Origin of the sequence: Pantoea phyllosphaerae, assembly GCF_051025595.1 — a bacterium.
Lineage (GTDB): Bacteria > Pseudomonadota > Gammaproteobacteria > Enterobacterales > Enterobacteriaceae > Pantoea.
Map to the genome: position 1 here is coordinate 633,988 of NZ_JBPFDE010000001.1, position 11,556 is coordinate 645,543.

General features: G+C 59.7%; 10 protein-coding genes. 5 read left to right on the forward strand and 5 right to left on the reverse strand.

Going from position 1 to position 11,556, the window contains the following annotated elements:
• Nucleotides 1-146: 146 nt before the first annotated feature.
• Nucleotides 147-869 (forward strand): orotidine-5'-phosphate decarboxylase, encoded by a 723-nt coding sequence (gene pyrF, locus ACR6A7_RS02990; RefSeq protein ID WP_434123272.1) that lies wholly within the window; start codon nt 147-149, stop codon nt 867-869.
• Nucleotides 866-1,189: a stress response translation initiation inhibitor YciH gene (gene yciH, locus ACR6A7_RS02995; RefSeq protein ID WP_434123273.1), complete on the forward strand. Its 324-nt coding sequence runs from the start codon at nt 866-868 to the stop codon at nt 1,187-1,189. Before pyrF ends, yciH begins: the two co-directional genes overlap by 4 nt.
• Nucleotides 1,190-1,272: 83 nt before the next feature.
• Here yciH and osmB read toward each other — a convergent pair whose 3' ends face one another.
• Nucleotides 1,273-1,488, reverse strand: coding sequence for an osmotically-inducible lipoprotein OsmB (gene osmB, locus ACR6A7_RS03000; protein ID WP_434123274.1), 216 nt, complete (start codon nt 1,486-1,488; stop codon nt 1,273-1,275).
• A gap of 351 nt (nt 1,489-1,839) precedes the next feature.
• On the opposite strand from osmB, the gene araD reads away from it, so the two are divergent.
• The 3 genes from araD (at nt 1,840) to ACR6A7_RS03015 (ending at nt 4,861) form a co-directional block, all read left to right on the forward strand.
• Nucleotides 1,840-2,541 (forward strand): L-ribulose-5-phosphate 4-epimerase, encoded by a 702-nt coding sequence (gene araD, locus ACR6A7_RS03005; protein WP_434123275.1) that lies wholly within the window; start codon nt 1,840-1,842, stop codon nt 2,539-2,541.
• Between the two features lie 329 nt (nt 2,542-2,870).
• The gene (gene kdgT, locus ACR6A7_RS03010) at nt 2,871-3,854 is read left to right on the forward strand and encodes a 2-keto-3-deoxygluconate transporter (protein WP_434123276.1); all 984 of its coding nucleotides are present in this window, start codon (nt 2,871-2,873) and stop codon (nt 3,852-3,854) included.
• Between the two features lie 140 nt (nt 3,855-3,994).
• On the forward strand, nt 3,995-4,861 hold the full coding sequence (locus tag ACR6A7_RS03015; protein ID WP_033746837.1) for a crotonase/enoyl-CoA hydratase family protein: 867 nt from the start codon (nt 3,995-3,997) through the stop codon (nt 4,859-4,861).
• 12 nt (nt 4,862-4,873) lie between these two features.
• Here the strand turns inward: ACR6A7_RS03015 and pdeR are convergent, their stop codons facing one another.
• From pdeR to ACR6A7_RS03035, 4 genes are all read right to left on the reverse strand, one after another.
• Nucleotides 4,874-6,859 (reverse strand): cyclic di-GMP phosphodiesterase, encoded by a 1,986-nt coding sequence (gene pdeR / locus ACR6A7_RS03020; RefSeq protein ID WP_434123277.1) that lies wholly within the window; start codon nt 6,857-6,859, stop codon nt 4,874-4,876.
• A gap of 159 nt (nt 6,860-7,018) precedes the next feature.
• A complete protein-coding gene (locus ACR6A7_RS03025; RefSeq protein WP_434123278.1) occupies nt 7,019-7,303 on the reverse strand; it encodes a YbdD/YjiX family protein in 285 nt (94 codons plus the stop codon).
• The gene (locus tag ACR6A7_RS03030; protein WP_434123279.1) at nt 7,296-9,362 is read right to left on the reverse strand and encodes a carbon starvation CstA family protein; all 2,067 of its coding nucleotides are present in this window, start codon (nt 9,360-9,362) and stop codon (nt 7,296-7,298) included. Before ACR6A7_RS03030 ends, ACR6A7_RS03025 begins: the two co-directional genes overlap by 8 nt.
• A 181-nt stretch (nt 9,363-9,543) precedes the next feature.
• Nucleotides 9,544-11,478: an exoribonuclease II gene (locus tag ACR6A7_RS03035; RefSeq protein WP_434123280.1), complete on the reverse strand. Its 1,935-nt coding sequence runs from the start codon at nt 11,476-11,478 to the stop codon at nt 9,544-9,546.
• Nucleotides 11,479-11,556: the final 78 nt, after the last annotated feature.

Genomic DNA, 11,556 nt, shown 5'->3' on the forward strand with positions numbered 1-11,556 from the left:
GCGGCCGAAGCATCAACGCGGCACTGTGCAACTTGTCGCCTGACAGGAGGCGAGGGCGCCGCAAACGTTGTCCCTGGCGGAAGCCGCGGGTAGAATGCTTGCCGTTTGTCCCCTTTGCCTGTCGCCGTCAACTACGAGGAAATGCTATGCCTTTATCGTCAACCGCGATCGCGTCGCCTGTTGTGGTGGCGCTCGATTATCACGATCTCAACAGCGCATTGCGTTTTGTCGACCAGATTGATCCGCAGCACTGCCGCTTAAAAGTCGGCAAAGAGATGTTTACGCTGTTTGGCCCCGCGCTGGTGAAGGATCTGCAGCAGCGCGGCTTTGAGCTCTTTCTCGACCTTAAATTTCATGACATCCCTAATACTACCGCCCATGCGGTCGCCGCGGCGGCCGATCTTGGCGTCTGGATGGTGAACGTGCACGCCAGCGGCGGCGCACGCATGATGAACGCCGCGCGCGAAGCGCTGCTGCCGTTTGGCAAGGATGCGCCGCTGCTGATCGCTGTCACGGTGTTAACCAGCATGGACGCCGAGGATCTGCGCGGCCTCGGCATCACCCTGTCGCCCGCCGAACAGGCGGAACGGCTGGCAAAATTAACCCGCGAGTGCGGCCTCGACGGCGTCGTCTGTTCGGCGCATGAAGCCGCGCGTTTCAAAACCGCGTTCGGCGCCGATTTCGCGCTGGTGACGCCGGGCATTCGTCCGGCAGGCAGTGATGCTGGCGATCAGCGCCGTATCATGACGCCGCAGCAGGCGCAGCAGGCGGGCGTAGACTATATGGTGATCGGGCGTCCGATTACCCAGTCGGCCGATCCCGCCGCCACGCTGTCCGCTATTTTAACCTCCCTTAAGGAGTCCTCATGAGCCGCGACAATCCGCTGGTCTACTCCACCGATGTGGGCCGCATCGAGCAGCCGCAAGAGAAAGCCGAACGTCCGAAAGGCGACGGCATTGTGCGCATTCAGCGTCAGACCAGCGGCCGCAAAGGCAAAGGCGTCTGCCTGATTACCGGGCTCGATCTTGACGACGATGCCCTGAATAAGCTGGGCGCGGAGCTGAAGAAAAAATGCGGCTGCGGCGGGTCGGTAAAAGAGGGCGTTATCGAAATCCAGGGCGACAAACGCGATCTGCTTATACAGCTGCTGGAAGCCAGGGGGCTGAAGGTCAAACTGGCGGGCGGTTAAATAAAAATCGGGCTACGTCTGTAGCCCGATGGTTATGTTAATACGCTGTGTAGCCTTTTATTATTTAAACGGCTTTGCGGTCATTAATGGACCTGATGACCGATAACGCCGCCCACCGCCGCGCCGCCCAGCGTGCCGAGCGCGCTGCCGTGCGTTAACACTGAGCCACCAATTGCGCCGGCACCGGCACCGATAGCGGTGTTACGATCGCGCTTGGACCAGTTTGAACAGCCGCTCAGCGCGACAACTAAAGTGGTAGCCAAAACAGCTGTGGTGATACGTTTCATGGTTGTTGTCATAAACTTCTCCTTGATTGTGCTCACAGAGGCAACACACTCAGTATAGGTGTTTTTTTCCTCTGTTCTTATATCCACCCGTATTACGCCATCGCTTCTTCCCTGAAGGTGCCGATATGCCTTTCACTATGGACAATGTTGTCTCGGGCAGATAAATGCAGTCGGCAAACAGATCCGCCCATTGCATGAGTGAATTCTAAGCCTTAAGCAAATTTTCCGAAGAGGGAAGATTCCTAATTCGCGCCACATTTTTTATTTATCAGCCGTTTTCCGCCTCTTTTCCAGCCAGTCTCTCCATAAGCTTTTTAGCCAGCACCTGCACAATTCAGAGATCAATCTGAGCAGGAGAAAACAATGCTGGAACAACTTAAACAGCAGGTTCTGGAAGCGAACCTGGATTTGCCGCGCTACAACCTTGTCACCTTTACCTGGGGCAACGTTAGCGCAGTGGATCGCGAGCAGGGGCTACTGGTGATCAAGCCTTCGGGCGTCAGCTACGCCAGCATGCAGCGCGACGATATGGTGGTAGTCGATCTCGCCAGCGGCGAGGTTGTAGAGGGAAGCAAGCGTCCTTCATCCGATACCGCCACCCACCGCGCGCTCTATCTGGCCTGGCCGGAAATTGGCGGCATTGTGCATACCCATTCGCGCCACGCCACTATCTGGGCGCAGGCTGGCCGTGCGATCCCCGCCTGGGGCACCACGCACGCGGACGATTTTTATGGCGAAATTCCCTGTACCCGCGCCATGCGCGATGACGAAATTCAGCACGACTACGAGTGGAACACCGGCGGTGTAATTATCGAGACGTTTGCTCAGCGCGATCTCTCGCCCAGCGCCATTCCGGCGGTGCTGGTGAATTCGCACGGGCCGTTCGCCTGGGGGCGCGACGCCCATGCGGCGGTGCACAGCGCCGTAGTGCTGGAGGAGGTGGCCTATATGGGGCTGTTCAGCCAGCAGCTGCGCGCTGACCTGCCGCCGATTAACCAGACGCTGCTTGACCTGCACTACCTGCGCAAGCACGGCAAAAACGCCTGGTACGGCCAGAAAGAGTAATCTGCCGCGCCAGCGCTGTTAAAGATAAGGTAAGCATCGACACGCAGGCGGCATCACCGAAGGTGAGGGGCCCCACATTAGGGGAAACGCCACCCTTTACCTTCGGCTGATGCCGCCTGTGTTTACTCTGGACGTTCACTCCTCCTCTTAGTCATTCTCCTGGTATGGCGACGCAGATCAAAATATCGAAACATACCGGCAACCAAAAATAAAACAGCGTTTCATTTTTACGATGCGATCACTGTTTTCCCTCGCCGCGACCCGTACTTTGCTGTCAGGCCTTCGGGCATAAAAACGCACCTCCCTCTGGACAGCAAAGGTGATCCCTTATGCATATCAAACGTGCTATCGATAAAATCCCTGGCGGTATGATGCTCATCCCGCTCTTTCTTGGCGCGCTATGCCACACGCTGGCGCCAGGTGCTGGCAAATACCTGGGCTCCTTCAGTAATGGCCTGATGACCGGCACGGTGCCGATCCTCGCCATCTGGTTCTTCTGTATGGGCGCCTCTATCAAGCTCAGCGCGACCGGCGCGGTGCTGCGCAAGTCGGGCACGCTGGTGATCACCAAAATCGCGGTGGCCTGGATAGTCGCGGCGATCGCCTCACGCGTGGTGCCGGAAAACGGCGTTGAGGTCGGCATGTTCGCCGGGCTATCGACGCTGGCGCTGGTGGCGGCGATGGATATGACCAACGGCGGCCTCTACGCCTCGATCATGCAGCAGTACGGCAGCAAAGAAGAGGCGGGCGCCTTTGTGCTGATGTCGCTGGAGTCGGGACCGCTGATGACCATGGTCATCCTCGGCACGGCAGGCATCGCCTCTTTTGAACCGCACGTCTTCGTTGGCGCCGTTTTGCCGTTCCTGATCGGCTTTGCCCTGGGCAATCTGGATCCGGAGCTACGGGAGTTTTTCGGCAAGGCAGTGCATACGCTGATTCCCTTCTTCGCCTTTGCGCTGGGCAACACCATTGACCTGACCGTTATTGCGCAAACTGGCCTGCTGGGCATTTTGCTGGGCGTGGCGGTCATTATCGTTACCGGCATTCCGCTGATTATCGCCGACCGGCTGATTGGCGGCGGCGACGGTACTGCAGGCATCGCCGCGTCGAGTACGGCGGGCGCGGCGGTGGCGACGCCGGTGTTGATAGCAGAGATGCTGCCGCAGTTTAAACCGGTTGCGCCAGCCGCCACTGCGCTGGTGGCAACCTCGGTGATTGTCACCTCGGTGCTGGTACCAGTCATAACTGCTGTTTATTCAAAACGCGTTAAGCGTTCTCGCGTTGCGGTTGGACAACGCGCGGCGATCAAGTAACCCCGCTTAAGCATCCCCGACCGCTAAGTCGGGGATATCTCTGGATTTTACTTTACAAATCAATCTCTCATTTGGTCTGGCCTCTCTCTGCATTACGCTGATGTGGCGTTTAACGCATCAAATAAACAGAGGATGAGACGATGACAGTAATTAACCAACCAACCTGCCGACTGTTCACCGAAGTGGGACAGACCACCCAGCTTGCCGCCTACTATGAAGAGGGCCGCCGCACCATGTGGATGATGCTGCGGGCGCAACCGCGCCCCAGTTTCAACCACGAATTAATTGAGGAGATCATGAACCTGAGCTATGCGGCCCAGCGTTCCGGTCTGCCGATCGATTTCTGGGTTACCGGCTCGCTGGTGCCGCAGATGTTCAACGCGGGCGGCGATCTGCGCTTCTTCGTGGAGTGCATTCGCAACAACCGTCGCGAGGCGCTGCGCGCCTATGCGCGTGCCTGCGTCGACTGCATTCACTCGGCGGCGCGCGGCTTCGATACCGGCGCGGTCACCATTGCGATGATTGAGGGCAGCGCGTTAGGCGGCGGCTTTGAGGCCGCGCTGGCGCACCACTTTATCCTGGCGCAAAACAACGCGCGGCTCGGCTTTCCGGAGATCGCCTTCAACCTGTTCCCCGGTATGGGAGGCTACTCTTTAGTGGCACGTCGGGCCGGGATGAAGCTGGCGGAAGAGCTGATATGCGAAGGGGAGTCGCACAGCGCCGAATGGTATGAGACGCGCGGCCTGGTGGACAAAGTCTTCCAGCCCGGCGAAAGCTACCGCTGCACGCGCACCTTTATCGATACGCTGCGGCCGAAGCTGAACGGCGTGCGCGCCATGCTGAAGGCGCGCCAGCGCGTTCTGCAGCTGTCGCGCGCGGAGCTGATGGACATCACTGAGGACTGGGTCGATTATGCCTTCACGCTGGAGCCGAAAGACATCGCCTATATGGAACGTCTGGTGCAGTTACAAAACCGCCATAGCGCATCCTTGCGTAAAGCGGGCTAATCACGCGGAGTTTTAAACGCGGGCAGGATGCTTAGCCAGCCAATGCCCGAACTGTTCTGCGGGCATTGGTTTTGCGTAGAAATAGCCCTGACGCCCGTCCACGCCGTTGAGGAGAACAAATTCTTCTTCCGCTTTCGTCTCGATGCCCTCGGCGATGACCTCCAGCGTCAGCGCCTTAGCAACGGCGACAATTGCGCGCACCAGCGACTGAGAGACCGGCTGCTCATTAATATTGCGAATAAAACTTTGATCGAGCTTGATGGCGTTGATCGGCACGCGCGCCAGCTGCGACAGCGAGGAGTAGCCCGTGCCGAAATCATCAAGATGCACCTGCGCGCCCAGCTCCTGAAACTGCTTCATCAGGGTCAGCGCCTGCGCTTCGTTTTCAATCAGGCAGCTTTCAGTCAGCTCAATATCGATTGGGCAGGTTGCCAGTCCGCTGTCCATCAGCGCCAGCTTGAGATCGCTGTAGATGCTCTGGTCGATCAGCTGTCGCGCCGAGACGTTGACCGCCACGCGCAGGTTGATGCCCTCTTCGCGCCAGGCCAGAATCTGCCGCAGCACGGTCAGCATTACCCAGCGGCCGAGCGGCACAATCAGCCCCGACTCTTCGGCATAGGGAATAAATTCGGCGGGCGAGACCATGCCGCGCTCCGGCGAATTCCAGCGCACCAGGGCTTCCGCGCTGCGCACCACGCCGTCTCTGTCGAGCTTCGGCTGATAGAACACCGTCAGGTGATCCTGCTCGAGCGCCTTGCGCAGGTTGGTGTCGAGCCAGAGATACTCAAACACGCGCTGATTCATCTCAGCGGCGAAGACGCAGAACTTGCCGCGCCCGTTCTCTTTGGCATGATACATCGCGGTGTCGGCATTGCGGATCAGGCTTTCGCGATCCTCGCCGTGCAGCGGCGCCAGCGCGATACCGATAGAGCAGCCGCTATAGACCTCAATCAGGCCAATACGGAAGGGCTGGCGCAGACGCTCGAGAATGCGTGACGCCATCGCCTCCAGCGCCGCCTGGCTGGTATGCTCCGCCAGCACCACGAACTCGTCGCCGCCGAGGCGCGCCAGCGTCTGGTCTTTGCCCAGGCAGCTGAGGATCGCCAGCGACACCGCCTGCAGCAGCTGATCGCCAAACATATGGCCGTAGGCGTCGTTCACCTTCTTGAAATTATCGAGATCGAGGTAGACCACGCCGGTCTCATCCTCTTTCGCCAGCTCCAGCGCCAGGCTAATTTGCTGGTGGATGGCGTTGCGATTGGGCAAACCGGTCACGGTATCGGTGTTCGCCATCACCCGCAGGCGCTCCTGAGCCCGCCGCTCCTCGGTTATGTCCGTTCCGGAACAGATGAGGAAAATTTCATTTTTCCCGCTACCGCTGTGAACGAACTTATTACGAAACAGAAAGAGTCGCTGGCCCTTACGGGTCTTCACCCAGCGCTCCACCTCATAGGAGTTGCCATCGCGGAAGAAGCCCGCGATGTTACGGCGTGAGGCAGCGGCCTCCTGCTTGGTCATAAAGAGCTGAAAAACGTTGCGGCCGATCACTTCATGCTCGTGGAGGCCGGTGTACTCCTCGCTGAGGCGGTTGAAACGCTGAATATTGCCGCGCTGATCGACAATCACGATCACCGAGTTGGCTTCGGAAACCACCTGTTCGGCAAACGAGAGCCCGAGCGTCAGATCGCGCGCGACGGCAGAGGTGTCACCCCACGCCGAGGCGGTACCAGCCCAGCTCGACTGGTTTACCTTACGACCGACAAAATGCATCGGCACCGGCGTGCCGTGGAGCGGTAGCGTCAGGTTGACGCTGGAGGTGATCACCGGCATAGCGCGCAACAGGCTGGCCTGCGCGGGCGTCAGCGCGACAGCCATATTGGTGTGTGCGGTTTCATCTTCTGCTAATTGCAGGGCATCGCTGTCGGTGGTCAGGCGCCAATGAGGGCTGGTCGTGCCAAACAAGGTATACAGCAACGTTTGCCCTTGTTCATCGGTCATGGAAAGGTCCTCCGGGGGAGTGCTCTACTGGCGTTATCTCATTATTTTATCAACAGTATTCGGCATCTCACTTCAGTACAAGATGCCAGCCAAATATATTTTCCAGTCTGGTAAAGAATGGCACAAAAAAGCCCCGCGTCGCGGGGCCGATTTACCTGCTTAGCAAGGACATTTTCCCAGCTTGCCAGCCTGACTGGGGAACCGGGCATCAAGACAGTAACGATGAAAATCGCGCTCGCTCATCGGCACCAGATCCGGGTGCTGACGCTGCATATGCTGAAGATAATTTTGATAATCCTGAACCCCTACCATGAGACGAAAGCTTTGCTGCACGCCGCGCCACAGCGTGCGCCAGCTGAAGCGCCTGGGGGCGTCGAGCGGGCGGCAGCGGGTAATGGTGTCAAGACGCGCCGGGCGCGCGGCGCGGCGAATGGCATCAGACATGGCGAACCTCCTTACGCAGCGACGGCTCCGCTTCGTGCGTGGTCGGCACCCTGCTGCGCAGGGCGCGGCGAATCACGAAGAAGGCGGCGATCAGCATGGTAACCGCCACCAGCATAAAGAAGCCGCACAGCACGGCGTTAATCTGGTTACTGAAAACGATAGTTTGCATATCCGCTACGCTTTTCGCCGGGGCGATAATCACACCCTCATCGATGCCTTTGCGGAACTTGTTCGCCTGCGCCAGAAAACCGATAGAAGGTTTCTCATGGAAAATTTTCTGCCAGCCCGCCGTCATCGAGGTGATAAACAGCCAGGCGGTGGGGAGAATCGTCACCCAGGCGTAGCGCTGCTTCTTCATCTTAAACAGCACCACGGTGCCGAGGATCAGCGCCATTGAGGCGAGCATCTGGTTGCCGATGCCGAACAGCGGCCACAGGGTATTAATGCCGCCCAGCGGATCGACCACGCCCTGATAGACGAAAAAGCCCCAGCCGGCGACCGCGACCGCCGTGCCCGCCATATTGCCCACCCATGAGCGGTTATTCGCCAGCGACGGCACCACGGTGCCGACCAGATCCTGCACCATAAAACGACAGGCGCGCGTCCCGGCATCCACGGCGGTCAGGATAAACAGCGCTTCGAACAGGATGGCGAAGTGATACCAGAAGGCCATCATTGCCCGGCTGTTGAAGACGTCGGTGATGATATGCGCCATGCCCACCGCAAAGGTCGGCGCGCCGCCTGCCCGCGACAGCACTGACGCCTCGCCGACGTCGCGCGCGATGCCTGAGAGCATCTCCGGCGTCACCACGAAGCCCCAGCCGTTAATCACCTGCGAGGCGCTCTCGACCGTGGTGCCGATCAGCGCCGCCGGGGCGTTCATGGCGAAGTAGACGCCAGGATCGATAACCGACGCGCAAATCAGCGCCATGATGGCGACGAAAGATTCCATCAGCATTGCGCCGTAGCCGATAAAGCGGATATGGCTCTCGCGCTCGACCAGCTTCGGCGTAGTGCCGCTGGAGACCAGCGCATGAAAACCGGAGATGGCGCCGCAGGCGATAGTGATAAACAGGAACGGAAAGAGCTGACCGGCGAAGACCGGGCCGCTGCCGTCGATAAAGCGCGTCACCGCCGGCATCTTCATCTCCGGCATGGCGAAAACGATGCCGACCGCCAGCCCGACGATCACGCCGATTTTCAGGAAGGTGGAAAGATAGTCGCGCGGCGCCAGCAGCAGCCAGACCGGCAGCACTGAGGCAACAAAGCCATAGATCACCAGCACCCAGGTCAGCGAGGTGCCTTTCAGGGTAAAGAAGGGGCCCCAGTAGGGATCCTGCGCCACGTTGCCGCCGAAGATAATCGCCGCCATCATCAGCACAAAGCCGATCAGCGACACCTCGGCGATTTTACCGGGACGGATAAAGCGCATATAGACGCCCATCAGCAGCGCAATCGGAATAGTCGCGGCGATGGTAAAGAGCCCCCACGGCGAGTTGGCCAGCGCTTTCACCACCACCAGCGCCAGCGCCGAAAGAATGATGATCATCACGCCGAGCGCGCCGAGCATGGTTATCACGCCAGCAAAGGCGCCCAGCTCCTGACGCGCCATTTCGCCCAGCGAGCGGCCGTCGCGGCGGGTTGAGATAAACAGCACGAGGAAATCCTGCACCGCGCCCGCCAGCATAACGCCGACGAGGATCCAGAGAGTGCCAGGCAGAAAGCCCATCTGCGCCGCCAGAATCGGCCCGACCAGCGGCCCGGCGCCAGCGATAGCGGCAAAATGGTGGCCGAACAGCACCCACTTATTGGTCGGCACATAGTCGAGGCCGTCGTTGAAGCGCTCGGCGGGCGTACGGCGGCGATCGTCCAGCTCGAAAATATTGCGGGCGATAAACAGGCTGTAAAAGCGATAGGCAATGCTGTAGCAGGCGACGGCAGCCACCACCAGCCAGACGGCGTTGACGTGCTCGCCGCGGTTTAACGCCAGCATGGCGAATGCGCCCGCGCCGACTAACGCCACCGCTAACCAGACGGCACTGGTTTTGACGTTCTTCATGACCTCACTCCTTGTATGAACCGAAAGGGACGTTCAAAGACAACGAGTCAAAGGTAATGTAATGGAATGTAAGTGAAAGTTAATGTGTTGAGAAGTGTGAAGCGGGGAACAAATTTAACATTTGTGTAAAGAGAGAGGTGAAAATGCGGGATAACAGCGATTATCCCGCCTCTTTTCATGCTCAGACGGCCGGACGGGCCACCACGCTACGCGTTTCCATGCGCACTTCGGCGATGGTCACGTCGATCACGTCGGTCACGCGGAAAGCGACTTCGCCTTTGATCTGTACGGTGCCGCTCTCCTGGCTGCACACCAGCTCGTCGCGTACCGCGTGGATAAAGGGCGCCGGAATAAAGGCAACCGCGCCGTTCTCCAGCAGGCGCACGCGCATGCCGCCGCGCGAGACGTCGATAATCTCGGCGCTGAACTTGCGGTCGGTGCCGGCGTGCGGCGCCAGCCAGCGCGCGTAGAGCCAGTCGCCGACGTCGCGCTCCGCCATACGGTTCAGGCGACGACGTTCGCCCATGGTCGCCGTCAGCGCCTCATCCGGACGCGCGCCTTGCTCGCCGCGGATAATCGCTTTCAGCAGGCGATGGTTGATCATGTCGCCCGATTTACGGATCGGCGAGGTCCAGGTGGCGTACGCCTCCAGGCCCAGACCGAAATGGGGACCCGGCTCGGTGCTGATCTCGGCGAAAGACTGGAAGCGACGGATGCGGCTGTCGAGGTATTGCGTCGGCTGCGCGTCGAGCTGACGGCGCAGCTGGCGGAAGCCCTCCAGCGTGGTGATGGCGGCGGCATCGACGGTGACGCCGTGGCCGGCCAGCACGGCGGCGGCCTGCTCGGCGTTGGTGGCGTCGAAGCCGGTGTGCACGTTGTAGACGCCGAAGCCCAGCTTCTCGCGCAGCACCTTACCGGCACAGACGTTAGCGAGGATCATCGCCTCTTCCACCATGCGGTTGGCGATGCGGCGCGGCTCGGCGACGATATCCAGCACTTCGCCTTTCTCGCCGAGAACAAAGCGGTAATCCGGGCGATCTTTGAACACCAGCGCGTGGTTCTGACGCCACTCGCTGCGCGCCAGGCAGATGCGGTGCAGCAGACGGATCTGCTGGGCGATCGCTTCGCTCTGCGGCTGCCACTCGCCGCTCTTCTCCAGCCAGTCGGAAACCTGGTCATAGACCAGCTTGGCTTTCGATTCGATCCAGGCGGCGAAAAAGTGGACGTCGTCGCCCAGTGAGCCATCCTGCGCCACGGTGACGCGGCAGACCAGCGCCGGGCGGCGCACGTTGGGACGCAGCGAACAGACGTCGTCGGAGAGTTCGCGCGGCAGCATCGGGATATTGAAGCCCGGCAGGTAGTTGGTGAAGGCGCGCTGCGCCGCCAGCTTGTCCAGCTCGCTGCCTTCCGCCACGTAGGCGGTGGGGTCTGCGATGGCGATAGTCAGACGCAGCGTGCCGTCGGCATTCTCTTCGACGTAAAGCGCGTCATCCATATCTTCGGTGCTGGCGCTGTCGATGGTGACGAAATCGAGCGCGGTCAGATCCTCGCGCGTCAGCTGCTCGTCCAGCATCTCGCCAAAGCCGATCTGCGGCGCTTCGCGCTCCAGGTTATGGCGCGACAGGGTGACCCACCACGGCGCCAGATGATCGTCGGCTTTAACGATAAATTCGGTCAGTTCGGCGTAGAAGCCGCGGTCGCCTTTCAGCGGATGGCGGCGCATTTCGGCAACGGCCCAGTCGCCCGCCTGGAAATCATGGCTCAGGCCACGCACCGGACGGCAGGGGATCGCCTCTTTTAACAGCGGATGGTCCGGAACGATGGAAAGACGGTCATCTTTCTTCTGCACGCGGCCGACAAAGCGGCTAAGGAAAGGTTCGATCAGCGTTTCAGGCTCGGCGCTTTCACGATCTTTATCGCTGTGGATGATGGCGGATACCCGGTCGCCGTGCATCACTTTCTTCATTTGCGGCGGCGGAATGAAATAGCTTTTCTGCGCGTCGACTTCAAGAAAGCCGAAACCTTTTTCGGTGCCTTTAACGACACCTTCTGCGCGGGGCGTCTGCGCGTGGAGCTTCTCTTTAAGCTGCGCGAGCAGCGGATTATCCTGGAACATAGTCAGTTTAGTTTCGTGGCCTAAGAGCGGCTGCTAGTTTTACGCGAATCAGGGGCGCGCGGCAAGGCAAAAGAGGGC

Coding starts and splice junctions, on each gene's coding strand:
- pyrF (WP_434123272.1), top strand. CDS start 147: ATGCCTTTATCGTCAACCGCGATCGCGTCGCCTGTTGTGGTGGCGCTC.
- yciH (WP_434123273.1), top strand. CDS start 866: ATGAGCCGCGACAATCCGCTGGTCTACTCCACCGATGTGGGCCGCATC.
- osmB (WP_434123274.1), bottom strand. CDS start 1,488: ATGACAACAACCATGAAACGTATCACCACAGCTGTTTTGGCTACCACT.
- araD (WP_434123275.1), top strand. CDS start 1,840: ATGCTGGAACAACTTAAACAGCAGGTTCTGGAAGCGAACCTGGATTTG.
- kdgT (WP_434123276.1), top strand. CDS start 2,871: ATGCATATCAAACGTGCTATCGATAAAATCCCTGGCGGTATGATGCTC.
- ACR6A7_RS03015 (WP_033746837.1), top strand. CDS start 3,995: ATGACAGTAATTAACCAACCAACCTGCCGACTGTTCACCGAAGTGGGA.
- pdeR (WP_434123277.1), bottom strand. CDS start 6,859: ATGACCGATGAACAAGGGCAAACGTTGCTGTATACCTTGTTTGGCACG.
- ACR6A7_RS03025 (WP_434123278.1), bottom strand. CDS start 7,303: ATGTCTGATGCCATTCGCCGCGCCGCGCGCCCGGCGCGTCTTGACACC.
- ACR6A7_RS03030 (WP_434123279.1), bottom strand. CDS start 9,362: ATGAAGAACGTCAAAACCAGTGCCGTCTGGTTAGCGGTGGCGTTAGTC.
- ACR6A7_RS03035 (WP_434123280.1), bottom strand. CDS start 11,478: ATGTTCCAGGATAATCCGCTGCTCGCGCAGCTTAAAGAGAAGCTCCAC.